This window comes from Arthrobacter sp. HLT1-20, from assembly GCF_054510895.1.
Window position 1 is genome coordinate 72,975 of sequence record NZ_JBTNDR010000004.1, and the last position, 23,437, is coordinate 96,411.

The following is a 23,437-nucleotide window of genomic DNA, read 5'->3' on the forward strand; positions in this document are numbered from 1 at the left end:
GCCCTGTAGGCGGCACCTTGTATAGACGAATTGAACGGTAAGCATTTGAGCATTGAAGCAGACTCCCTCTTGCAGGCAGAAGACAGCAGCGAAATCGTCGAGATTGACGGATCCCTGGTCACCCATGAGCCCCCGCACAAGGAAGAAAAGGAAACGTTCGCCAGCTTTGGCGTCCACCACGAGATCGTCTCCTCCTTAACCGAGGCCGGCATCTTGCACCCCTTCCCCATCCAGGCCATGACGCTGCCCATTGCCCTGACGGGCCATGACATCATTGGCCAGGCCAAGACCGGAACGGGCAAGACCCTTGGTTTCGGCATCCCCGCACTGAACCGCATCGTTGCCCCCAAGGATGAGGGCTTTGAAAAGCTCGCGGCCCCGGGAGCGCCCCAGGCCATGGTTATTGTGCCCACACGAGAACTCGCCGTCCAGGTGGCTGGCGACCTCGCCGTTGCCTCCAAGCACCGCGGCATCCGCATCGCCACCATTTACGGCGGCCGTGCCTACGAGCCGCAGGTTGAAGCCCTGCAAAAGGGTGTTGAACTCATTGTTGGCACCCCCGGCCGTTTGATCGACCTGCTCAAGCAGCGCCACCTGAACGTCAAGCACGTTCGCATGGTGATCCTGGACGAGGCCGACGAAATGCTGGACCTGGGTTTCCTGCCCGACGTTGAGACGTTGATTGCCGGCACTCCCCCGGTTCGCCAGACACTGCTGTTCTCGGCCACCATGCCCGGCCCGGTTGTTGCCATGGCCCGCCGCTACATGACCCAGCCCACGCACATCCGTGCCGCTGATCCTGATGACGAGGGATTGACCAAGCGCGATATCCGCCAGCTCATCTACCGCGCCCACAGCATGGACAAGATTGAGGTTCTGGCCCGGATCCTGCAGGCCAAGGACCGCGGCCGCAGCATCATCTTCACCAAAACCAAGCGCACCGCAGCCAAGGTTGCTGAGGAATTGGTTGACCGCGGCTTCGCCGCAGCTGCCATCCACGGCGACTTGGGCCAGGGCGCCCGCGAGCAGGCCCTGCGCGCCTTCCGCAACAACAAGGTTGATGTCCTGGTGGCCACCGACGTCGCTGCCCGCGGCATCGACGTCGACGACGTCACGCACGTGGTCAACTACCAGTGCGTTGAGGACGAGAAGATTTACCTGCACCGTGTTGGCCGTACCGGCCGCGCCGGCAACAAGGGCACTGCCGTGACCTTCGTTGACTGGGATGACATGCCCCGCTGGGCTCTCATCAACAAGGCGCTGGGGCTGAGCGTTCCCGAGCCGATCGAAACGTACTCCTCCTCTCCCCACCTGTACAGCGACCTTGACATCCCGGTTGGCACCAAGGGCCGCCTGCCTCGCAACATGCGCACGCACGCCGGCATTGATGCCGAAGTTTTGGAAGATCTTGGCGAGACGGGCAAGCGCAACTCCCCCAAGACTGATTCGGGCCGAGGCGGTAGCCATGGTGGCAACCGCGGCGGAAACCACTCAGGTGCCCGCCACGGCGAGAAGCGCGACTCCGGCCGTGGCGCCGGCCGCAACTCCGGCGACGCCGCTGCCAACGGCGCAGCTGCCAGCAGCACTGGCTCCGCAGGCGAGAAGCGCGACTCCGGCCGCAGCCGCCGTCGCCCCTCCTCCGCAGCCGCCGGCGCTGCAACTGCCGAGGGCGCGGCTCCCGTTGAGGGTGCCACGCGTCCGCGCACCCGCACCCGCCGCCGCAACGGTGAAGTAGTGGCCAAGCAGGAGTCCGGCGAGTAGCCCTTCTTTTCCAGCTGATTCCAACTGGCCCGCAGAAAACGCCGAAAATTCACGGTTTTACCGTGATTTTCGGCGTTTTCTGCGGGTCAGTTTTGGTTGGTGCAGCTAGATCAGCGGGCGGCCTTCACGTCTGGCGTCGCGAATCTCCTGGATGAATGCCTTGCCCAGCACGTACAGCACGCCAGCCACTATGACCGGCCAAATCAGCACATACAGGGTGAGAAAAAATGCTGTCATGGATATTTCCTATGCTTTCTTCTCGAGAAGGATTCCGGGGGCGCCTTGGTTGGCTTCCTCCCGGTTGTCGAAGTCGCCAATGCGGTCCTTGATGGAGGCGAAGTCGAAGGTCACCTGATTGCGGAAGCACATGAAATAGCACACCAGAGTGCTGACCGCGTAGGCAACGAGCGACCCGGAGAGCACTGCATAGTCCTGCAGGACGCCGATCGCGAACGGCGCAACGGCGAGCATGGCAACGGCCGCAACAATCTTGGCCGTCTTCAGGCCAAAGAAGCCAAACGCCATCAAACCCAGGACAACGCCAATGCCCACAATGGAGAGCAGGTCCACCACGAGTCCGGTGAGTCCGCCCATGGCAATCCATTCGAAGCGCACCGGAATGAAGCAGGCCAAGGCAACAATCACGGAGATGGTGAAGGCCTTGTTGGTGATCTTTTGCCAGTAGAAGCTGGCAATGACGGGGAACACCAAGGCGCCCCACAGGGCCCCGACGAAGACCAACAGGTCAAGGATGTTCAACTGTCCGCTGGCAAAGTACAAGCCGGCGCCGGTGGCAACAATCATGGTGATGCGGCCGATGAACAGCATGGTCTTGGGGTTCGCTTTCCCCTCCTGAGCAATGTTCTGGCCGTACACATCGGCCATCATGATCGAGGACATGGCGGAGAGGTCGGAGTCAGCCGTGGAGGACAACGCGCCCACGATCATGATGAGGAAGATCCCCAACAGAACGGGGCTCAGGTAGGTCGCGGCCATCTGCGGGATCAAGTTGTTGGTGTCCCCATCCAGCGGGACAACGCCCGCGTACAGGGCCATGACGCCCATCATGCCGATGCCGATGATGGTGGCGCCGTAGCCAACAGTGGCTGTCACGAAGGTCTTCTTGATCAGGTCCTCACGGACGGCGAAGAGCCGCTGAGCAATGGTCTGGTTGCCAATGGCGTAGGCCAAGACAGCAGCAATGTACGGCGCACCCTGGTTCATAAACGCCTCTGAGGAGAAGAAGTTGGACTGTTGCGGTGTCAGCCTGGCCGCGCCCGAGACGAACATGTCCGGGCCGCCGGCGGCAAAGAACACCACAGGGATGATGATCACCACGGCGCCCAGCATGGCGAACACCTGAGCTGCGTCTGTGAGCACCGATGCTCTGAATCCTGACCACAGCGAGTACAGCAGGATGCCGCCGCCGATGAACAGGATTCCCTGGGTGAAGCTGAATGGGGACAGCAGCGCAATCAGCGCCCCTCCGGCGATGAAGTTGGAGGTGATGCTGACCATTGATCCAACAATGTTGGACCCGGCGAGCATCAGCTGGCTGGATTTGCCGTGCCGGGCATAAATGACCTCTGCCAGGGTGTGTGCCTTGGGTGCAACGGCGCGGATTCGCTTGCCAAACGGGTAGATGAACAAGATCATCAACGCGCCCCACAGGCCATAGTGGATGGGCCCGGAAATCCCGTACGTGTACCCGGAGGTGGCCGAGGCGTACATTGACGACGCCCAGATCCATGTTGCTGTCATGCTTCCTGCGGATATTCCAAAGCCGACCTTGTTGCCCGCTGTCATGTAGCCGTCAGCATTTTCATTCTTGCGGCCAATAAACAGTGTCATCAGCAGCGTACCGCCGTAAAACACCACTAAAAGCCCAATTACTGTCCAACTTCCCAGTTGGTGAAGTCCTGCGCCATCCGGCACCATGTGTGTCCTTTCGTAGGACGAAATTCACCGGCATTCCGCCAACATCAGCGTGCGCCGCCAAAAAAGTGCATGAAGCAGTCCGGTGAGGGAGCTGTCAGGCGCACTACCCGCCCGGGACCAGCCGCCAAGGCAAGCAGACAATTCTGTGCAGGCGGCCCAAAGTGATTCGCGTACTAGGCGAACAGTCACTACCGGAAAATCAACGGCTGACGTTCAGCCGGCAACGGGAATACAACGGTTCGCAGGCAGCTTTAGTTGCCCTTTCGAACCAGTCATCTGATTTCACTGTAACAGGGCGGCCGTGATCCACAGTGGTTGCCACTGCCACCCAAAGGTAACAATGGCGCATCCATTGACCGCTACGGCAGGAAGGGTTGCGAACCGGTCCCCGCGGAAAGGATGCGCTCCAGTGCGTCCTGCTCCGTGAGGTTTTCACCGAGCAGATTCGGCTTCCCGGCACCGTGGTAGTCGGAGGAACCCGTCATGAAGAGCCCCCTGCGCTGCGCCAATTCTCGCAGCCAGGCCCGACCCTCGGGCGGATTGTCCCGGTGCTCCACCTCCAAACCCAAGAGCCCGGCGTCGATCATGTCGGAGAAGATTTCCGGCGCCACCACCCGGCCGCGGGCACTGGCCACGGGGTGGGCAAACACGGGCACGCCGCCGGCGGCGCGGACCAGCTCCACGGCCAGGACCGGGTCCGGTGCGTAGTGGGTGACAAAGTAGCGCGAATGGGAGGTCAGAATGCTGGCAAAAGCCTCATTCCTGTCCGCCACAATGCCGGCGGCAACCAGGGCGTCGGCAATGTGCGGGCGGCCAATGGTTGCACCGGGAGCCACGTGGGCGCTCACATCATCCCAATTCAGTGGGTAATCTTCAGCCAGCCGTTCCACCATGCGCTCAGCGCGAGTCAGGCGGGCCACCTTGGCCTTGGTGATTTCCTCCAGCAGTCCCGGATGGTTGGGGTCGTGAAGATAGCTGAGCAGGTGCACGCTCACGCCCCGGCTCGTCTTGCAGGAGACTTCCATGCCGGGGAGCAATCCCACACCAAGTTGCTGGGCGGCCTCCAGCGCCGGGGCCCAACCGTCCGTGGAGTCATGGTCGGTCAGCGCGATGACGTCAAGGCGGGCCTGCGCAGCGGCCGCCATGAGTTCCGCCGGGCTCTGGGTGCCATCGGAAACATTTGAATGTGCGTGTAAATCGATTCTCACGCTCCAAGCGTACGTCCGTTGTGCCTGCGCCGTGCGCTGCCGCGGTGCGGCGCCGGCTGCGCCCGGTTCTGTCACGAGCGGATTTTGCCCACATTTCTTTGTTCCGCCGCGCGGCCGGTGAGAGACTTGAGGGGTGAACCAGACTGAGCAATCCTCCGCGCACCCCGACCCTTCCAGCGAGCAGCCGCTTGAGGAGCGTGTGAACAACCGTTCGCACCGCCCCAATTCAGAGGCTTTCCGCGCCTTCATGGCTTCCAGCTGGGCACCCGTCTCCACGGAGGCCCCCGCCCGGGCCGACGTGGCAGACCATGCCGCGCGCCGCCGTCGTGCCATCTCCGAGGCGTTCAAGACCGAGCGCCTGGTGCTCCCCGCCGGCCCCCTGAAGGTCCGCTCCAACGACTGCGACTACCGCTTCCGCCCGCACTCGGCTTTCGCGCACCTGACGGGTCTGGGCGTTGACCACGAGCCCGACGCCGTGCTGGTCCTGGATCCCGTTGCCGAGGGCAAGGGCGACGACGGCGGCCACCACCGCGCCACGCTGTACTTCCGTCCCATGGCCGGCCGGGACACCAAGGAGTTCTACGCAGACTCCCGCAGCGGCGAATTTTGGATTGGCACCCGCCCCTCCCTGGCACAGTTCCAGGCACAGTTGGGCCTGCCCACGGCAGATATTTCCGAACTTGAAGTGGCCATCACCAAGAACGTGGGCGAGCCCTCTGTTGGCGGCACGTCCATCCGTCTGATGCGCAAGGTTGATGAGAACATTGACGCGCTGGTAGACACGGCCCGCTACAACACAGCCAAGGACCCTGACAACATGGACTTCGGCGCCCTGGATGAGCTGGATGCCAAGCTCGCCGAGGTTGTCTCCGAACTGCGCCTGGTCAAGGACGCTTGGGAAATTGAGCAGATGAAGGTGGCCGTGGCTGCCACCATTGCCGGCTTCGAGGACATTGTGAAGGCCCTGCCGCGCGCGGTTGCCCACGCGCGCGGCGAACGCGTCGTTGAAGGTGCGTTCTTTGCCCGTGCCCGCGAGGACGGCAACGAGCTCGGCTACGACACCATTGCCGCCGGCGGGAACAACGCCACTGTGCTGCACTGGAACCGGAACACCGGCACCGTCAACGAGGGCCAGCTGCTTCTGGTGGATGCCGGCGTCGAGGCCGAATCCCTGTACACCGCTGACATCACCCGCACGCTGCCCATCAACGGCACGTACTCCGCGGTGCAGCGCAAGATTTACCAGGCGGTGTTAGATGCAGCCGATGCAGCCTTCGCCGTGGCCATCCCGGGCCGCAAGTTCCGCGATGTCCACAACGCCGCCATGGAGGTTCTAGCGGACCGCCTCGCAGCGTGGGGCCTGCTGCCGGTGACCGCTGAGGTTGCGCTCTCCTCCGAGGGACAGCAGCACCGGCGCTGGATGCCGCACGGCACCAGCCACCACTTGGGCCTGGACGTGCACGACTGCGCCCAGGCACGCGCCGAGCTCTACCTTGACGGCGTCATCACCGAGGGCATGGTCTTCACTATTGAACCTGGCCTGTACTTCAAGGACGAGGACCTGGCCATCCCGGCCGAGTACCGCGGCAACGGCGTGCGCATCGAGGACGACATCCTGATCACGGCCAACGGTCCGGTCAACCTGAGTGCGGCACTCCCGCGCACCCCGGACGACGTCGAAGCCTGGATGGCCCGCCTCTCCGGCTGACCCGCCGCTTCTGCAACTAGCCCGCAGAAAACGCCGAAAATTCACGTTTTGGACGAGTTTTTCGCCGTTTTCTGCGGGCTACTTGTTTAAGGGCACGACGGCGGGACGCGGCTCAGCCTTCGATCAGCGTCTTGAGTGCCGCCACATGTTCCTGGTAGGCACGCTTTCCATCCGGGGTGAGGGACGCCCACGTCTTGACGCGGCCCTTCCCTGTGGGCTTGCTTAACTTCACATAGCTGGCTTCCTCAAGGACCTTGAGCTGCTTGCTGGCCACGGAATCTGCCACGCCCAGCATGTCCCTCAGCGTGCCAAACTCCGCCTGGTCTACAGTGCTCAGGAAAGCGCAGATCCGCAGCCTGTTGGGTGGGTGGATGACCTCGTTCAGCCCGGGTGTCACGGCGTGCGCCGCAGCTGCGCACGAAGCGCCCTGTCAAAGCGCCGGCCGAAAAAGTTGATGGCAACAAAGACGACTGCGCCAGCCAACCATGCCGGCCAATCAATGCCCTTCTCGGCATGGAAATAGTAGGCCCCGCCCGCGCACAAAATCATGATCAGCACCAGGGGAACCGTCCACCAGCTGGCCTTTCCCGCCCTGAGTCCGTTGATCCACAAGCCCGTCCTTTCCTTGTAGGCCCCCATGAGGACACCCAACCCAAGGAAATATACGACGGCCACACTGATCATGATCACGGTGCCTCCGATGGTGTAGGCAACAACAAATACGGCGGCGAGTAACCCGAGCACCGGGTGGTACCACCACGGCGTGACCAGACGGGCGGCCGCATGTGAGCGTGCATCGTCAATGGCGGCTAGGGCTACGCGTGCATCGGAGGCAGATTGATTTTCCATAATGGAAAGTCAATCACTTTCCGCAATGGAAAGTCAACCGGTTCTCAAGTTCCTCACCGCCGTGCAGACGACGTGCCAGCTACGCGTCTGCGGCTTACCCGGACTCATGCGGGGGGCCGTTGTGGACTCAGGGGGCCGCTGTGGTGACCGGATGCCGGTGGACCAGCGGCAAATGTCCACTGTGGCCTCCGCGACAAGGAGGTTCCCGCATTGGACAACTGCCGTGGTCGTCGAGAAACACAGCGAAAACGCACTTTTCGAGGGGCCCACGGCAGCGAGGGCCCGAGGCGCGACGTTGAGGTGCGGGTGGGGACTACTGCCGGTCAGCGGGAAGGGAACCACTCCGCCGGGCGGCCGCATGTGAGTGTGCATCGTCAATGGCGTCGCACGGTTCACTGGTTGAATCATTTTTCCTAGTGGACAGTCCATGCCACACCATCAGACGGAAAATGCCGCCGTTCCCGCATATTGCCGCAGGTGTAACGGCGGCAATATGCGGGAACGGCGGCATTTCTGGCCCGTGAACTACTTTTCCGGGCTCTCCGGGGCCGGCGGCGTGTTTGGTTCTGCGGGAGCGGGAGCGGGAGTGTTTACCCGGATGCCGTACTGCGGGCGGCCATCGGGAAGATCGGGGAACTCGCCACGGCGGGGCCCATCCAAGGGTGCCTGGCCGGGGCGGTCGTGGCTTTCCTCGGCGGGGGCAGCATCAGCGGCAGGAGCGGGCGCGCCATACGGATCATGCCAGCCGTCCGGGCGCGTGGGTGCGGGTCCGGCAGAGCTGGGCGGCTGCACCGGCGGGTGGTAGCCCTGGCCCTGGTCTTTGACGCTTTGGACCGGACGCGGGGCGTTGGAGTTCATGGGCAGCTGGGCTAGGAGCCGGCGTGCATCCTGGGCAACATCCGGGGTGACAATAACGTCGTAGCTAGAAGCCAGCACCTGGTTGGTGGAGGTGAAGTCACGCTTGCCACGCTGGGCCGCGTAACCAATGATCGCAAACAACATCCAGAACGCGGCACCCATCAGCACAGCCGTAAAGACGTTGATGTAGGGTGCTCCGGCGTTGCTGCTGGAGTCGAAGAAGGAAAGCATGACGCCGATGAACAAGCCGAACCAGGCACCCGTCATGGCGCCGGTGAGGGCAACGCGGGGGTAGCTAAGCTTGCCGGTGACACGTTCAACCATTTTCAGGTCGTTGCCCACAATGGACACGTGCCGGACGGGGAACTTCTCATCGGCTAGGTAATCAACCGCCTTCTGCGCATCCAAGTAGGAAGTGTAAGAACCGATTGTTTCTCCCGTAGGGACAATACGGGCCTCGTCCAAGGGGGTGCTGCGTCCAAAGAGGTTTGCCATACTCCCCATTGTTCACCATGTTCCTGCACGTTGGCTGGAGTATCGCTGGCAGTGAAATGCGCAGCCCATGACAATGCCGTGTCACAGCGCCCCAAAAAGCCGCGCCGGCACCGGGCAACCGCGGCAGAGGTTGGGTCAATACTGGGCGGGGGAAGTAGCCTGTATCTGTGAGCACTCAACCTACGCGCATCTTTGTCGCCCGACTCCTGGGCTTGGACGTCTTCGACCCTCTGGGGGACAGGCTCGGAAAGTTGCGTGACGTGGTGGTGCTGGGCGGCAGCCAAACCACGGCCCCGCACGCGGTGGGCATCGTGGTGGAGGTCCCGGGCAAGAAGCGCGTCTTTGTGCCCATGACCCGTCTGACCTCCATGGACCAGTCACAAATCATTTGCACCGGACTGGTCAATCTGCGCCGTTTTGAACAACGCGGCGCCGAACAGCTTGTGGTGGGCGGCATTTTTGACCGCAAGGTGACACTTGCCGACGGCTCCGGGTTCGCCGTCATTGAAGACATCGCCATGGACAAACAGCGCAACGGCGACTGGCTCGTGACAAAACTTTTTGTGCGCAGGGGTTCCTCCACATCACGCCTGCGTGGACTTCGCCGCGGCCACACCATGCTGATCGACTGGTCCGAGGCGCACACCGACGACGTCGCCGAACCGCAAAGCGCCACCTTCTTTGTGGCCACCCATGAGGATCTCAAGCCCTCCGACTTTGCCGACGCCTTGCAGGAGATGAGCGACAAACGCCGCGTGGAGGTGGCCAGCGAGCTCCAGGATGAGCGCTTGGCTGACATCATGTCCGAGCTCCCCGAGGATGACCAGGTCACCCTGCTCTCCGCCTTGGACAATGAGCGAGCAGCCGACGTGCTGGAGGAAATGGATCCCGACGACGCCGCCGACCTCCTGGCAGATCTCCCCCAGGCCAAGGCCGAAGAGCTCCTACTCCTCATGGAACCCGATGAGGCCAAGGATGTGCGCCGCCTGCTCCAGTACGCCGAGGGCACCGCGGGCGCGCTCATGACTTCCGTCCCCGTGATTCTGCCTCCCGAAGCCACTGTGGCAGAGGCGCTGGCCCACGTCCGCAGCGAAGACCTGTCCCCCGCCCTTGCCTCGGCAATCTTCATTTGCCGACCCCCGCTGGAAACCCCCACAGGCCGCTTCCTTGGCGTGGTCCACATCCAGCAGCTGCTCCGCAGCGCACCGCCTGAGCAGTTGGGCACCATTGTTGACAAGAATTTGGAGCCGGTCTCCGACCAGGATGACATCAGTGTGGTCAGCCACATCATGGCCTCCTACAACCTGAACTCGCTTCCGGTTGTCAGCAAGGAGGGCCGCCTGGTGGGTGCCGTGACGGTGGATGACCTGCTTGACCATCTTCTGCCCGAAGACTGGCGCAACCACGACGACGGCGGACCCGCCCGGAAATTAGGAGGACGCATTGGCTGAACGGCATCACGCCAAGGGTGGCGGCCTCGACACCCCCATGGAGCTCAAGTCCCGGCTCCTGCCCAATCTGACCAGCGATCCGGACCTTTTTGGCCGCTTCGCCGAGCGTTTTGCCCGGTACATGGGCACGGCCAACTTCCTGCTCTACATGACCATTTTTGTCATCTTCTGGATTGCGCTCAACGTGATTGGCCTGTTCGGGCTGCAATGGGACCCCTACCCGTTCATCCTGCTCAACCTGTTCTTCTCCACGCAGGCCTCCTACGCGGCACCCCTGATCCTGTTGGCCCAGAACCGGCAGGATGACAGGGATAGGGTCCAGATTGAACAGGACCGCTCCCGCAACGAGCGCAACCTTGCAGACACCGAGTACCTGACCCGGGAAGTTGCGGCACTGCGCATTTCCTTGCGCGAGGTGGCCACCCGTGACTTTGTTCGCTCCGAGCTGCGCAGCCTTCTGGAGGAACTCATCGCCCTTCAGGAGGAGGATGGTGACGCCAAGGAACCCCGGAACAACCAGCGCAATCCCGCCACCAACGCCATGAACACCGTCAAAACAGCCGCACCCAAGCGCACCACCAACTCCTAAGGCCACCCCAGCATGAACACCCCGTCCCACCCCGAGCTGCTAGCCGCACTCGCCACAGTCATCGACCCCGAGCTGCGCCGCCCCATCACGGAGCTGGGCATGGTCGAGTCGGTGGAGGCGTTCGACGGCGGCCAGGTGCGCGCCGTCGTCCGGCTCACGGTGGCTGGCTGCCCGCTGCGCGAAACCATCACCCAGGACGCCACGGAGGCGCTCAGGACGCTCGACGGCGTCACGGACGTTGCCGTGGAACTCACGGTGATGACGGCCGAGCAGCGTGCCGAACTCAAGGAGAAGCTCAAGGGCAGCAATCCCGAACGAGGCATCCCCTTCAACGCAGAAACGTCCCTGACTCGCATTTATGCGGTGGCCAGCGGCAAGGGCGGGGTGGGCAAGTCCTCGATCACGGTGAACCTGGCGTGCGCCCTCGCAGCCAAGGGTCTGCGCGTGGGCATTGTTGACGCCGATATTTACGGTTTCTCGGTGCCCGGCCTGATGGGGATCACCCAGTCCCCCACGCGGGTGGATGAGATGATCCTGCCCCCTGTGGCCCATGGCGTGAAGGTCATTTCCATTGGCATGTTCGTGGCAGGCAACCAGCCCGTTGCCTGGCGCGGGCCCATGCTGCACAGGGCCCTGGAGCAGTTCCTTGGCGACGTCTACTTTGGCGACTTGGACGTGTTGCTGCTGGATCTTCCCCCGGGCACGGGAGATGTTGCCATTTCGGTGGCCCAGCTGCTGCCGAAAGCAGAGATCCTGGTGGTGACAACACCGCAGGCCGCCGCGGCGGATGTGGCCGAGCGGGCCGGCGCCATCGCCGTGCAGACGGGCCAGAAGGTTGCCGGGGTCATCGAGAACATGTCATTCTTGACGCTGCCCGACGGCAGCACCATGGAATTGTTTGGTTCCGGCGGCGGGGAGATCCTGTCCAAGCGCCTGAGCCAGAGCGTGAACGCCAGCGTTGAACTGCTGGGCCAGATCCCGCTGGATGTGGCGCTGCGCGAAGGCGGCGATGTGGGCATGCCCATTGTGCTGGCTGATCCGGAATCTCCGGCGGCGCAGGCCCTGCTGGGCATCGCGCAGAAATTATCCGTTCGCCCGCGCGGCCTGGCCGGAATGAACCTGGGCGTCACGCCCCGGTAATCCCCACGCCCTCGCACTTACGGGGCGTTAAACGTGAACGCCCGCTCACCAGGTGAGCAGGCGTTTGAAAAAAGTGCGCCGTATGTGCGCGGGAGGGCGTGGATCGGCCCACAACTCCGAGGGAACCAAAGTTCAGACGCGCCAGCGGCTGTGCTTTGGGAGGAGTGGATGGGCCCACGCGCCCGAGGGCCCCGAGTCGAGGTACGAGGCTTGGGAGGGCGTGGGGATCAGGTGGCTTCGACGTCGAACGGGGCAAGCTGGCCGTCGGCCAGGCGTTCGATGACGGGCTCATCGGAGGCCGAGTAAACCTTGCTGTCGCCGTCCTTGCCCAGCATGGAGGCCAGGGCTGCGGAGGGTGCTGTTTTGAGCGACTTCAGCTGATCCAGCTCGTCGTCGTCAATCAGTGCTTCACGAATGATGCGGCGCGGATCGTATTGACGGGGATCGAGCTTCTTCCAATCGATGTCGTCAATGTCAACCCCTGCCTCTTCCTTAATGGTTTCGCGCGCGCCGGAAGCCATCTTGCGCACCTCGCGGATGAGGTTCTTCAGCTTCTCCACGTAACCGGGAAGCCGGGTGGGGCCAATCACCAAAACTGCCACGAGGACAATCAGGATCAGCTCAGGGGTATTGATACCAAACACGTTAGGAAGATTACCCTCTCAACACTGAAAGCAACGATTCCTAGCGGTAACGCTTGGAAGTTTTAGCTTCGCAAATTGCGGATGGACAGCCGGGTTTTGGCTGAAATGATTCTAGCGTGCCCCCATCATGCGCGGCAGCGACAATCTGGCCTTTCGCGTTGGGCGCACATCCTTCCCGCGGCCTGGGGCACGGTCGGCGAGGGACTCGCGCAGCATGGCCCGTCCCCGGTGGATGCGCGAGCGCACCGTGCCCAGCTTGATGTTCAGGGCGTGCGCCACCTCGTCATAGGAGAGCCCCTCCATGTCACAAAGGACCACGGCGGCACGAAAGTCCGGCGGCAGTGCCTCCAGTGCGGCGGCAATGTCCCTGTCAAGGTTGTTGAATTCGAAGGTCCGTTCCGGGCCGGGGTCTGTGCCGGCCAGGCGTGCGGCGGCGTCCTCGGACAGCGTGTCAAAGCGGATGCGTTGTTTGCGGCGGGCCGTGTCAAGGAAGAGGTTGGTGGTGATCCTGTGCAGCCAGCCATCGAGTGTTCCTGGCTTGAAGTTGTCCAGGGATTTGAAGACGCGCACAAAGACTTCCTGGGTGAGGTCCTCGGCGTCGTGCTTGTTGCCTGTCAGGCGGTACGCGAGCCGGAAAACTTTAGCGGAGTGATTCGTGACCACCTCATCCCATGACGGCGTAACCCAGTGCGCTGCCGGCCCGGTCTGATCCTGGGCTGCAACAGCGGGACGGAGCACGGGGGTGGTGGCTGAACTCATCGCTGCACCTCGCTTCATTGGCTTCATCCCCTGATGCGGGGAATCTACGCTACAGGAAGGTTTCCCTTATAGTCCCCACAGTGTGTCAAACAAAGCTGACATTTTGCTGAAGAGTTGCGGGGATTGTGCCGTGGGGTTAGGCAGTAGGCTAGAGCTAGATACCGCAACAGTTTAGGAAATGCCACCCATGAGTGCCGATAAATCCACCAGCTGGTCCTATGCAGAGGGCCTCCCCGTGGAAGATATTGTCCTGCGACGCGCCCGCGAACGCTCGCACGAGCTCGGCCTGTTCGCCGTCAGCCCCGGCGTTGCGGCCGCGTTGACGGTATTGGCGGCAACGTCCAAGGCACAAACGGCTGTTGAAGTGGGCACGGGAGCCGGCGTCTCGGGTGTTGCGCTGCTGCGCGGGTTGGGGCCGCGGGCGGTGCTGACCACCATTGATCCGGACGTTGACCATTTGAAGGCGGCCCGTGAGGCGTTTGCCGAGTCCGGGTCCCCGGCGAACCGCACCCGCACCATTTCCGGACGTGGCCAGGATGTTTTGCCGCGCCTGACCGACGGCGCCTACGATCTGGTGTTCATTGACGCGGACAAGCCCAGCTTCCCCGACTACGTGGACCAGGCCATCAGGTTGTTGAAATCGGGCGGCTTACTCATCATCAATGATGCGCTGGACAAGGACAGGGTCTCGGATCCGGCCATCCGCGAAACCACCACGGTGATTCTGCGCAAGGTGGGCAAAATGATCCGCGAGCACGAATCCCTGATCTCCGCCATGCTGCCCACTGGCGATGGCCTACTGCTCGCCGTCAAGCGCTAGCACCTATCCTTAGAGCCTTAAAGCAATCCGGCGAGGCAGCTTCCGCTGCCCCGCCGGGTAATTCTTAGTGGAGCAAAAACTATTCGGTAACGCCCACGAGGCATTCCTTAAGGCTGACTGCCTCGTCTGCGTTCATCTCCACTACGAGCCGTCCGCCACCTTCCAGCGGCAATCGCAGGATCAAACTCCGACCTTCTTTTGTTACTTCCATTGGACCGTCGCCGGTTCTAGGTTTCATGGCAGCCATCAGAAGTTCCCCTTTTCGTAGTACAAACCCGCATCTGTTGGGATTTCCCCAGCAAAGCGTTTGTGTTGTATCGATCACAACTATTATTCCGCACTTGCCCGCCGGGGTGCTAATCGGTGCCACCCTGTTGACAAGTGCTACCTCCAAGCCTAGTGCTCCTGGCGTGCTTTACGGCGGCCATGCCTGTCCGGTGCTGATGGCGGCGAACTGCCACAGCCACACCACCCAGACGATCTGCAGCACGCCAAACATGACCAGGACACTCCAACGGTATGCCTTGGACGTGGAGATGAAGGCCGCCGCCAGGGCCAGCGGGAACAGCGGCAGCATCATCCTGAACGTGCTGGACTGCGGGTGCAGCACAGCCATGAGGTACAGCAGGTACATGCCGCACCAGATCCGCAGATCCACGCCGATGGCCCGCACGGCCCTCGAGTTCAGGAACAAGGCGGCCAGCGCCACCAACAACACCGGCAGCAGCGGGCCCCAGAACGGGCCAACTAAGTCCACGCCGGCGTCGAACCAGGGCTTGAAAAGCACCAGGTCCTCGCCACGCCAGGCGGTCTCGGTGTCCGTGTAGGCGGTCCGGTCCCCCGTCCACCACCAGGCAATGAAAATCCAGGAAAACGCCATCACCAGGCTCACCACAGCCAGTAGCGCCCCGCTGAGCATTTCCCTGGCCGGGAAGGGATCGCTCTTGCGGTGCCAGAGGCGGATCAAAAGATGGATACCCACGACGGCGGCAAACGGCGCCCCTGCCGGACGTGACAGGCACAGGAGCATCACCACCGGAATGGCTGCCCAATAGTTGCGTTTGATCAGCAGGTACAGGGCGGCGGCCAGGAAAAACGTGCCCAGGGATTCGGCGTAGGGAACCTGCAGCACCGGGGAAATGGGGAACATGGCAAAGAAGGCCACACCCCACAGAGCCGTTACGGGCGAAGCGAAATGTCTGAACAGGACATAGATCATCAAGGCAGCGGCCAGTCCTGCCGCGGTTGCCACAAGGGCGGCCGCGGGAGCCCAGGCCAGCCCCGTCACGTTGCTCAGCGCACGGGCCATCAAGGGGAAAACGGGGTAGAAGGCCCACTGGTTGGGCTGTGCCGTGCCGTCCTCGTTGCGCGGAATAGTGGTGGGGTACCCGCCGTCGTAAATCCGCTCATACCAGCCGGCATCCCAGCGGTTGATGAACGTCAGGTAGTCGGGCTGCTTGCCGCCCCACGGGGAGGCCTCAGCATGCCAGGCGGCGCCAAGGAAGATGGCGAAGGAAACCAGCCGCGCTGCCGCGTACAGCAAGGTGACCTTGAGCCACCAGGGCGCCCGGCGCAGGGGGGCCAGAAAACGGCGCAACAAGGCGTAAAGCTCATCGTTGATGGTGGTTCTGGCGGTGTCCGCCGAGGATCGCACTGCCATCATGGTCATTTGGAAGCCTCCCCGTTGGGGGCAGTTGCGTTGGGGGCAGTTGCGTTGGGGGCAGTTGCGTTGGGGGCAGCCAGCCAGCAGCCGGGTTGGTGGTCGTTGACCACGCCCACGGCCTGCATCATGGCGTAGGCGGTGGTGGGTCCCACAAATGCAAAACCATACTTCTTCAAGGTCTTCGCCAGTTGGAGGGATTCGGCTGTTTTGCCCGGAATGGGTTCGCCGCCTGGCCGGGTTGCAGCCGGGGCATGGCTGGCCAACAGCCCGGACAGCGTGATGCCCGCCGGCAGTGCCAGCAAGGCGCGGGCGTTGGCAATCGTGGCGTTGATCTTCATCGAATTGCGCACAATGGAGGCGTCCGCCATGAGCCTGTCAATGTCGTCCTGGTCAAAGGCGGCAACCACCGAGGGGTCAAAATTGCCGAATGCTCGCCTGAAGGATTCTCGTTTACGCAGAATGGTCAGCCAACTCAGGCCCGACTGGAAGGCCTCAAGGCTCAGGCGCTCAAAGAGCTCCCCCTCCCCTATGACGGCCCTGCCCCATTCGGTGTCGTGATACTGCTGATACTGCTCATCACGCTCAATCCCGGCCCACGCGCAGCGAATCTTTCCATCGGCGCCACTCACAAGATCCATGGGGCCTAGCCGTTGCCGGAAGTTTGCGGCACTGCCGCCACGCCGGATTCCTCCGGTGTCTGGGTTGCGGCGGACTTGTGCACTTCTGCTGCCTCGGCGTCTATGCCGGCAACCACTGCGTCACCCTGGGCAGCCACCGCGTCACCGGCGTCGGCGGCGGGAGCCGGGGCGTCGGCGGCGGGAGCCGGGGCATCGGCGTCGGGCATCAACAGCTCGGCAATGCGCACATCCTTGGCGGCCAGCTCATCCCGCAGGCGGTCAAGCACCTCGTCAACCTGGTCCATGCGGTAACCGCGCAGGCCCAGTGAAAAACGCAATTTGTCCACGTCCGCTGACTGGGGCGCATCGGGCAGCAGCACCGGTGGCAGGTTGGCCACGGGCGGCGCCATGCCGTCCTGGTACACGGGGGACCCGGCGTCGGGCTTGTTCAAGCCAACCACGTAAAGCACCACCGCGGCAGCCAGCATCACGGCAAGAAAAATTAGGAAGTAAGTCACTAGTCCATCGTGCCAGATGCCGGGCCGCTTTAAGCCTTCGTGAAGCCGCCCCTAACCGCGTCCAGCAACTTTCGCACCGGCTTTGCCCGCCATCACCAGGGCCACGGCTTCCTCGGCGGTGTCCACCAGGGCAACGATGTCCAGATCCTCGGCTGAAACAAGACCCTGGACCACCATGACATCCCTGATCCAGTCCATCAGCGGACCCCAAAAGGCCTTGTCAACCAGGACTATGGGGAACTGGCTCACCTTGGATGTCTGCACCAAGACCATGGCCTCGAAGAGCTCATCCAGGGTGCCAAGGCCGCCGGGCAGCACCACAAAGCCCTGGGCGTACTTGACGAACATTGTTTTGCGGGCAAAGAAGTACCTGAAGTCCACGCCCAGGCCAACCCATTCGTTCATGCCTGCTTCAAAGGGGAGCTCAATCCCTAGGCCGATGGAGAGCCCGCCGGCCTCCGATGCGCCACGGTTGGCGGCCTCCATGGAGCCCGGCCCGCCTCCGGTAATGACGGCCACGCCGGCTTCCACCAGGCGCTTGCCCACGTCAACACCCACGGCGTAGTAGGGAGATTCGGGTTTGGTGCGTGCCGAACCGAAAACACTAATGGCAGGGCCAATGTCGGCCAAGGCGTCAAAGCCTTGAACAAATTCGCTTTGAATGCGCATGACCCGCCACGGATCGGTGTGGGTGAAGTCGCTGCTGGGCGGTGTTTCCAACAGCCTGGCATCGGCTGTGTCGCGGCCCGAGCCGTTCTTGCGCCAGATGCCAAAACGGCGAAGTTGCGGGAGGGGGTTTCGGCTGGATCCTGTTGGTGCGCTCATGGGAACAAGGGTACGTGAAAAGGTGACATGGCCTGCCTCACATTATCTCGTTAGCGTTACGATCCCCGCCGAAGGGGCCAAAAACATGTCTGAGGCTTGTGATTGTCGATACATTCGAACCATGACAAATCCCGCACATGCTCCTGCGCTCGTGGAACTTAAGGCCGTCAACAAGCATTATGGCCCCCTCCATGTGCTCCAGGAAATCAATCTGCAAGTGGCTAAGGGCGAGGTTCTGGTGGTCATTGGACCGTCGGGTTCCGGCAAATCTACGTTGTGCCGCACCATCAACAGGCTGGAGACCATTGACAATGGCTCCATCACCATCGATGGCAAGGAACTTCCCAAGGAAGGCAAGGAATTGGCAACGCTGCGTGCCGATGTTGGCATGGTGTTCCAGTCATTCAATCTCTTTGCCCACAAGACCATCTTGGAGAACGTCACCTTGGGCCCCATCAAGGTCAAGGGCATGAACAAGGCCGACGCCGACAAACTCGCCATGGGTTTGTTGGAACGCGTTGGCGTGGGTCATCAGGCCGCGAAACTGCCCGCCCAGCTGTCCGGTGGGCAGCAGCAGCGCGTGGCCATTGCACGGGCCTTGGCAATGAAGCCAAAGGTCATGCTCTTTGATGAGCCCACGAGTGCTCTGGACCCGGAAATGATCAACGAGGTCCTGGACGTCATGGTCGAGCTGGCCAAGGAGGGTATGACCATGGTGGTTGTCACCCACGAGATGGGCTTTGCCCGCAAGGCTGCCGACAGGGTCATTTTCATGGCGGATGGGCAAATAGTGGAAGAAGCCACACCCCACGAGTTCTTCACCAACCCGCAAACTCCCCGGGCCAAGGACTTCCTGTCCAAAATCCTCACCAACTAGCCAGCCCCCTTGTTTTTGGCTCTTGCAGCCACTCATTAGAACGGCCATCATGGCCGTCCCTGAAAGGAATCATCATGAAGAATATCTTTAGCAGGAAAAGCCTCGGCGTCGCGGCTGTTATCACTGCTGCTGCCCTCGCCCTCACAGGCTGTGGCGGCGACACCGCCGGTGGCGGCTCCACCAGCGCTGCCCCGGCCTTTGAAGTTGCCAAGGATGTTGCCCTGACCGGCAGCCCCACCTTTGACAAGATCAAGTCCTCGGGCACCATCCGCATTGGTGTTAAGCCCGATCAGCCCGGTTTGGGCTTCCTCGACGCAGCCACCGGAAAATACAGCGGCTTCGACATTGAGATCGCCACCTGGATGGCTGCCTCGCTGGGTGTTGCCGCGGACAAGATTGAATTCAAGTCAATACCCTCCGCCACCCGCGAAACAGCCCTGGCCAAGGGCGATGTGGACCTCTATGTAGGCACCTACTCCATCACCGATAAGCGCAAGAAGCTCGTCGACTTTGCCGGCCCGTACTTTGTTACGGGCCAGGGCCTGCTGGTGGCTAAGGCGAACGACACCATCAAGAGTGAGAAGGACCTGGCCGGCAAGAAGGTTTGCTCCGCCACCGGTTCCACCCCCATCCAGAACATTCGGGAGAACTTCCCGGAGGCCACTCCGGTGGAATTTGACCTGTACTCAAAGTGCGTTGAGGCGCTGAAGAACGGTGATGTGGACGCGGTCACCACAGACCAGGCCATCCTGCTCGGCTTTGCTTCACAGGAACCGGACCTCATGAAGGTTGTCGGTGAACCGTTCACGGTTGAAAAGTACGGCATCGGCTTGCCGCTGGGTGACACGGTTCTGCGCACCCACCTGAACGAGACCCTCACCAACGGTGGCGCCATCTGGACCAAGATCTTCGATTCAACGCTGGGCCTCTCCGGTACCAAGGTTGAACAGCCCAAGGTTGACCAGTACTAAAAGTCCGTTGAACTGTGGTGGTGCGGATGTGTCCGCACCACCACAGCTTCTGTCCTCTCGAATTCACTGAAAGCGACGCTGCACTGTGAATGTACTCATTGATAACAGTGACTTGTTTGTCACTGGTTTCAAGAACACGGGGATCCTGTTTATCATCTCTGCGTTCTTTGCCTTGATCCTGGGCACCATTGTTGCCGGGATGAGAGTCTCCCCGGCACCGGCCATGCGTGCCGCGGGAACCCTGTACGTCAACGCTGTCCGCAACACCCCCCTGACGCTGATCCTGGCTTTCTTTGCTCTCGGCTACCCGAAACTGGGGCTGCCACCCATCGACTTCATGACAGCTGCCATCATCGGCCTCTCGCTGTACACGGCAACTTACGTTTCCGAGGCCATCCGTTCCGGCATCAACACGGTTTCCGTGGGCCAGTCCGAGGCGGCGCGTGCCATTGGCCTGCCGTTCATGCAGACGCTTTCCTTGATTGTGCTGCCGCAGGCCTTCCGTTCGGTGGTTCCGCCGCTCTTTAGCGTCTTTATCGCCTTGCTGAAGAACACGACGGTTGCGGCCGGTTTCTCCGTGTTCGAGGCCGGCGCCATTCGCGCCTACCTCAGTGAACGCGGCGAGCCCCTGCTGCCCGGCTTGTTGGGGGTTGCCTTGATCTTCGTGGTGCTGGTGCTGGGCATCCTGACGCCACTGCAGCGCTACCTCGAGAAGAAGTGGAGGGTTGCGCGATGAGTGCAGTGCTTTTTGACGTTCCGGGCCCCAGGGCCCGTGTGCGCAACGTTTACCTCAATCTCATCACCTTCATTGTGGTTGTTGGCGTTGTGGGTTTCATCCTTTTCCGGTTCTACGAATCGGGACAGTTCACGGCTGAGAAGTGGGAAATCTTCACCTTCCCGCTCGTCCAGCAAAATTTTCTTGAGGCCATCGGCGCCACACTGAGCGCCTTCGGCGTCGCGGCCGTCGGCAGCCTGATCCTGGGCATCGTGCTCGCCTTTGGCCGCCTAGCCGATTCCAAGTGGGTCAGGATTCCGTGCTACTGGTTCACGGAGCTTTTCCGTGCGGTGCCGCTGCTGATCCTGATGATGATCATGTACTACGGCCTGTCCTCAGCCGGGATCAAGGGCATCACGCCCTTCATCGCCGTCGTGGTGGGCCTGGTCCTCTACAACGGCTCGGTCTTGGCAGAGGTGTTCCGTGCCGGCATTGAGTCCCTGCCCAAGGGGCAGCGCGAGGCAGGGTACGCCATCGGCATGTCCAAGGGGCAGGTGCTGCGCACCATTCTGTTGCCCCAAGCCGTCCGGGCCATGCTGCCGGTCATCATTTCCCAGCTGGTGGTCATCATGAAGGACACCGCCTTGGGCTTCCTCATCCTGTACGAGGAGATCTTGTTTTACGCGAACTTCCTTGGATCCCAGATCCAATACGGTTCCCCGGTGGTCCCCGGTCTCATGGTCGCGGCAGTCATCTACGTGGGCTTGTGCTTGATCCTCTCGGGTGTTGCCAAGTTCACCGAATACAAGATGTCCTCCCGTGTGAAGGTCGTCAAGGCCAAGGTTGGCATGGCCGGCTAGCACCGCTGAGGCAACTGGCCCGCAGAAAAAAAAAAAAACAAAAAGGTTTACCACGAGGTTCGGCGTTTTCCGCGGGCCAGCTGCGCTAAGGAGGGCTAACCCAGCCAGCGCGTCAGTGCGGCCAGGCACTCGCGGATGTCATCGGCGTGGACGTGCTCGTTGTCGCTGTGGGCCAGCAGGGCGTCCCCGGGGCCAAAGTTCACTGCCGGGATGCCCATCTCGCTGAGCCGGGCAACATCTGTCCAGCCATACTTGGGCAGGGGTGCCCGGCCCACGGCGGCAACAAAGCTGGCAGCGGCAGGCGCATTGAGCCCCGGACGGGCTCCGGCTGCGGCATCCGTGCGCACAAGCTCGAATCCTTCCAGAAGCTCACGAACGTGCGCCTCAGCCTGATCTGGCGTCTTGTCCGGGGCAAACCGGTAGTTGATCTCCACAACACACTTATCCGGAATCACGTTGCCGGCAGTGCCACCGTGAATCTTCACGGCGTTCAGTGATTCCCTGTAGTCGAGCCCGTCCACGGTGATGGTGGCCGGTTGGTATGCGGCCAGCCGGGCCACGATGGGGGCTGCGGCGTGAATGGCGTTCTCCCCCATCCATGCCCTGGCCGAATGTGCTGCCAATCCCGAGGTGGTGGCTTCAAAACGGATGGTTCCATTGCAGCCGCCCTCAACGGTTCCGTTGGTGGGCTCCAGCAGGATGCCAAAGTCTGCGTCCAACAATTCCCGGTTTTCCCGGACCAAACGCCCCAGCCCGCTCTTGGCTGCGGCCACTTCTTCATGGTCGTAGAAGATGAAGGTGATGTCCTTGGTGGGTTCAAGCACGGTGGCGGCCAGGGCCAGCTGCACGGCCACACCACCCTTCATGTCCGTGGCGCCGCGGCCGTACAGCACCTCGCCGTCCCACGTGCTGGGTACGCTCCCGCGCGATCCCGGCGTGGTGGGCAGCGGGACGGTGTCCAGGTGGCCGGCCAGAATCACCCGCTCGGCCCTGCCCAGTTGCGTCCTGGCCACAATGGAATCACCGTTGCGCGTCACCTGCAGGTGCCCCAGCGTTGACAGCGCCGCCTCCACCGCGTCGGCGAGCGCCCGCTCGTTGCCTGACACGCTCTCAATGTCCATCAGCGCAGCCGTGAGCGCCGCAACGTCCCCGTGCAGCTCAAGGGTGTGCATCTCTTGTTCGACGCCGGTTGCCTCGTCGCCGCCACCGGGCCCGCCTGCCGCTGTGGTGCCGATAGTTATTGGGGCGTTGGAGTTAGTCATGGCCCCAGTTTACCGGCGCCAAACAGTCCAAAAATAATTTTTGCCTTCCTTCCAATCCGCACCATCCGCGGCTCCGAAGTACTCTCTGACAGCCCACCGGAGCCCGGCGCAGAGTATTGAAGGCAACGGACATGGGAAGCAAATCGGAATCCTTCCGCTTTCACACTACGGAGATCATCATGAACACCACCTTGAAGTTTGCAAACCGTAAGAGCCTCAGCCTCGGTCTGGGCATCCTGGCCATCACCGCCTTGGGAATCACTTCCTGCAGCGGCGGAACCACCACCCCCAGCGCCACCTCGGATGCCCCCATGGCAACCAGCGAAGCCCCCATGGCCACCACCGAAGCAATGGCTGGCGAATTGGTCGGTTCGGGCTGTGCCGCTTATGCAGCAGCCGTTCCCAGTGGCGCAGGCTCAGTGGCTGGCATGGCAGCTGACCCGGTTGCAACCGCCGCATCAAACAACCCGCTGCTCAAGACCCTGACGGCAGCCGTCTCCGGCCAGTTGAACAAGGACGTCAACCTGGTTGACACCCTGAACTCCGGTGATTTCACTGTCTTCGCCCCCGTTGATGACGCTTTCGCCAAGATCCCGGCCGAAACCATCGAGGGCCTGAAGACGGACTCCGCAACCCTGACCTCCATCCTGACCTACCATGTGGTCCCCGGCCAGTTGGCACCGAGCAAGGTTGCCGGCGAGCACGCAACGGCTGAGGGCGGCAACTTGGAAGTCACCGGCAGCGGCGACAACCTGATGGTCAACGGCGCCAAGGTCATCTGTGGTGGCGTCAAGACAGCCAACGCCACTGTTTACCTGATCGACACGGTCCTGATGCCCCCGGCAAAGAAGTAACTGCCGCGATCTGCTGAACTACCGCGTCAACAAAATGCAACACACGTCGGAGGGA

At 62.0% G+C, this 23,437-nt stretch carries 25 protein-coding genes; 11 read left to right on the forward strand and 14 right to left on the reverse strand.

Annotation, left to right across the window (positions count from 1 at the left end):
- Window positions 1-93: 93 nt before the first annotated feature.
- Window positions 94-1,761: a DEAD/DEAH box helicase gene (locus ACX80Q_RS03720; protein ID WP_459329271.1), complete on the forward strand. Its 1,668-nt coding sequence runs from the start codon at window positions 94-96 to the stop codon at window positions 1,759-1,761.
- Between the two features lie 105 nt (window positions 1,762-1,866).
- On the opposite strand, the gene ACX80Q_RS03725 is transcribed toward ACX80Q_RS03720, so the two are convergent.
- From ACX80Q_RS03725 to ACX80Q_RS03735, 3 genes are all read right to left on the reverse strand, one after another.
- Window positions 1,867-1,998, reverse strand: a complete 132-nt coding sequence (locus tag ACX80Q_RS03725; protein ID WP_243399839.1) for a putative transporter small subunit — start codon at window positions 1,996-1,998, stop codon at window positions 1,867-1,869.
- A gap of 9 nt (window positions 1,999-2,007) precedes the next feature.
- Window positions 2,008-3,699 carry a sodium:solute symporter family protein gene (locus ACX80Q_RS03730; RefSeq protein WP_459329175.1) on the reverse strand — a complete coding sequence of 564 codons (1,692 nt, stop codon included), beginning with the start codon at window positions 3,697-3,699 and terminating at the stop codon, window positions 2,008-2,010.
- A 359-nt stretch (window positions 3,700-4,058) separates the two neighbouring features.
- Complete coding sequence (locus tag ACX80Q_RS03735; protein WP_459329176.1) at window positions 4,059-4,907, reverse strand: PHP domain-containing protein; 849 nt, start codon at window positions 4,905-4,907, stop codon at window positions 4,059-4,061.
- Between the two features lie 133 nt (window positions 4,908-5,040).
- On the opposite strand from ACX80Q_RS03735, the gene ACX80Q_RS03740 reads away from it, so the two are divergent.
- Window positions 5,041-6,615, forward strand: coding sequence for an aminopeptidase P family protein (locus ACX80Q_RS03740; protein ID WP_459329177.1), 1,575 nt, complete (start codon window positions 5,041-5,043; stop codon window positions 6,613-6,615).
- Window positions 6,616-6,727: 112 nt separating this feature from the next.
- Here the strand turns inward: ACX80Q_RS03740 and ACX80Q_RS03745 are convergent, their stop codons facing one another.
- The 3 genes from ACX80Q_RS03745 to ACX80Q_RS03755 all read right to left on the reverse strand — a co-directional run bounded on the left by ACX80Q_RS03745 (window position 6,728) and on the right by ACX80Q_RS03755 (window position 8,817).
- Window positions 6,728-7,012 (reverse strand): transcriptional regulator, encoded by a 285-nt coding sequence (locus tag ACX80Q_RS03745; protein ID WP_459329178.1) that lies wholly within the window; start codon window positions 7,010-7,012, stop codon window positions 6,728-6,730.
- Window positions 7,009-7,464 carry a hypothetical protein gene (locus ACX80Q_RS03750; protein WP_459329179.1) on the reverse strand — a complete coding sequence of 152 codons (456 nt, stop codon included), beginning with the start codon at window positions 7,462-7,464 and terminating at the stop codon, window positions 7,009-7,011. The genes ACX80Q_RS03745 and ACX80Q_RS03750 overlap by 4 nt, the downstream gene beginning before the upstream one ends.
- Window positions 7,465-7,989: 525 nt before the next feature.
- Window positions 7,990-8,817 (reverse strand): general stress protein, encoded by an 828-nt coding sequence (locus ACX80Q_RS03755; protein ID WP_459329180.1) that lies wholly within the window; start codon window positions 8,815-8,817, stop codon window positions 7,990-7,992.
- Window positions 8,818-8,984: 167 nt separating this feature from the next.
- Here ACX80Q_RS03755 and ACX80Q_RS03760 point away from each other — a divergent pair, with 167 nt between their 5' ends.
- Genes ACX80Q_RS03760 through ACX80Q_RS03770 form a run of 3 tightly spaced genes read left to right on the forward strand, consistent with a single transcriptional unit; the run spans window position 8,985 to window position 11,997 of the window.
- Entirely contained in the window at window positions 8,985-10,268 is a 1,284-nt protein-coding gene (locus ACX80Q_RS03760; protein ID WP_459329181.1) for a magnesium transporter MgtE N-terminal domain-containing protein, read from the forward strand.
- 37 nt (window positions 10,269-10,305) lie between these two features.
- Window positions 10,306-10,857 (forward strand): DUF1003 domain-containing protein, encoded by a 552-nt coding sequence (locus ACX80Q_RS03765; protein ID WP_459329272.1) that lies wholly within the window; start codon window positions 10,306-10,308, stop codon window positions 10,855-10,857.
- Window positions 10,858-10,869: 12 nt separating this feature from the next.
- The gene (locus ACX80Q_RS03770; protein WP_459329182.1) at window positions 10,870-11,997 is read left to right on the forward strand and encodes an Mrp/NBP35 family ATP-binding protein; all 1,128 of its coding nucleotides are present in this window, start codon (window positions 10,870-10,872) and stop codon (window positions 11,995-11,997) included.
- 227 nt (window positions 11,998-12,224) lie between these two features.
- Here the strand turns inward: ACX80Q_RS03770 and ACX80Q_RS03775 are convergent, their stop codons facing one another.
- On the reverse strand, window positions 12,225-12,641 hold the full coding sequence (locus ACX80Q_RS03775) for a Sec-independent protein translocase family protein (RefSeq protein ID WP_459329183.1): 417 nt from the start codon (window positions 12,639-12,641) through the stop codon (window positions 12,225-12,227).
- A 111-nt stretch (window positions 12,642-12,752) separates the two neighbouring features.
- A complete protein-coding gene (gene sigE, locus ACX80Q_RS03780; protein WP_459329184.1) occupies window positions 12,753-13,400 on the reverse strand; it encodes an RNA polymerase sigma factor SigE in 648 nt (215 codons plus the stop codon).
- Between the two features lie 187 nt (window positions 13,401-13,587).
- Between sigE and ACX80Q_RS03785 the strand changes: the two genes are divergently transcribed.
- The gene (locus ACX80Q_RS03785) at window positions 13,588-14,220 is read left to right on the forward strand and encodes an O-methyltransferase (RefSeq protein ID WP_459329185.1); all 633 of its coding nucleotides are present in this window, start codon (window positions 13,588-13,590) and stop codon (window positions 14,218-14,220) included.
- A gap of 79 nt (window positions 14,221-14,299) precedes the next feature.
- On the opposite strand, the gene ACX80Q_RS03790 is transcribed toward ACX80Q_RS03785, so the two are convergent.
- The 5 genes from ACX80Q_RS03790 to ACX80Q_RS03810 all read right to left on the reverse strand — a co-directional run bounded on the left by ACX80Q_RS03790 (window position 14,300) and on the right by ACX80Q_RS03810 (window position 17,843).
- Window positions 14,300-14,467: a DUF3117 domain-containing protein gene (locus tag ACX80Q_RS03790; protein WP_082000207.1), complete on the reverse strand. Its 168-nt coding sequence runs from the start codon at window positions 14,465-14,467 to the stop codon at window positions 14,300-14,302.
- A gap of 168 nt (window positions 14,468-14,635) precedes the next feature.
- Window positions 14,636-15,889, reverse strand: a complete 1,254-nt coding sequence (locus ACX80Q_RS03795; RefSeq protein WP_459329186.1) for a hypothetical protein — start codon at window positions 15,887-15,889, stop codon at window positions 14,636-14,638.
- The gene (locus ACX80Q_RS03800; RefSeq protein ID WP_459329187.1) at window positions 15,886-16,521 is read right to left on the reverse strand and encodes a DNA-3-methyladenine glycosylase I; all 636 of its coding nucleotides are present in this window, start codon (window positions 16,519-16,521) and stop codon (window positions 15,886-15,888) included. Before ACX80Q_RS03800 ends, ACX80Q_RS03795 begins: the two co-directional genes overlap by 4 nt.
- Window positions 16,522-16,526: 5 nt before the next feature.
- Window positions 16,527-17,018: a DivIVA domain-containing protein gene (locus ACX80Q_RS03805; protein ID WP_459329188.1), complete on the reverse strand. Its 492-nt coding sequence runs from the start codon at window positions 17,016-17,018 to the stop codon at window positions 16,527-16,529.
- A gap of 51 nt (window positions 17,019-17,069) precedes the next feature.
- Window positions 17,070-17,843 (reverse strand): LOG family protein, encoded by a 774-nt coding sequence (locus ACX80Q_RS03810; protein WP_459329189.1) that lies wholly within the window; start codon window positions 17,841-17,843, stop codon window positions 17,070-17,072.
- 121 nt (window positions 17,844-17,964) lie between these two features.
- Between ACX80Q_RS03810 and ACX80Q_RS03815 the strand changes: the two genes are divergently transcribed.
- The 4 genes from ACX80Q_RS03815 (at window position 17,965) to ACX80Q_RS03830 (ending at window position 21,266) form a co-directional block, all read left to right on the forward strand.
- Complete coding sequence (locus ACX80Q_RS03815; protein ID WP_459329190.1) at window positions 17,965-18,720, forward strand: amino acid ABC transporter ATP-binding protein; 756 nt, start codon at window positions 17,965-17,967, stop codon at window positions 18,718-18,720.
- Window positions 18,721-18,794: 74 nt separating this feature from the next.
- Window positions 18,795-19,691, forward strand: coding sequence for a glutamate ABC transporter substrate-binding protein (locus ACX80Q_RS03820; RefSeq protein WP_459329191.1), 897 nt, complete (start codon window positions 18,795-18,797; stop codon window positions 19,689-19,691).
- Between the two features lie 85 nt (window positions 19,692-19,776).
- The gene (locus ACX80Q_RS03825) at window positions 19,777-20,427 is read left to right on the forward strand and encodes an amino acid ABC transporter permease (protein WP_459329192.1); all 651 of its coding nucleotides are present in this window, start codon (window positions 19,777-19,779) and stop codon (window positions 20,425-20,427) included.
- Window positions 20,424-21,266 (forward strand): amino acid ABC transporter permease, encoded by an 843-nt coding sequence (locus ACX80Q_RS03830; protein WP_459329193.1) that lies wholly within the window; start codon window positions 20,424-20,426, stop codon window positions 21,264-21,266. The genes ACX80Q_RS03825 and ACX80Q_RS03830 overlap by 4 nt, the downstream gene beginning before the upstream one ends.
- A 95-nt stretch (window positions 21,267-21,361) precedes the next feature.
- Here ACX80Q_RS03830 and dapE read toward each other — a convergent pair whose 3' ends face one another.
- Complete coding sequence (gene dapE / locus ACX80Q_RS03835; RefSeq protein WP_459329273.1) at window positions 21,362-22,438, reverse strand: succinyl-diaminopimelate desuccinylase; 1,077 nt, start codon at window positions 22,436-22,438, stop codon at window positions 21,362-21,364.
- Window positions 22,439-22,707: 269 nt separating this feature from the next.
- Between dapE and ACX80Q_RS03840 the strand changes: the two genes are divergently transcribed.
- Window positions 22,708-23,382 (forward strand): fasciclin domain-containing protein, encoded by a 675-nt coding sequence (locus tag ACX80Q_RS03840; protein WP_459329274.1) that lies wholly within the window; start codon window positions 22,708-22,710, stop codon window positions 23,380-23,382.
- Window positions 23,383-23,437 lie beyond the last annotated feature (55 nt).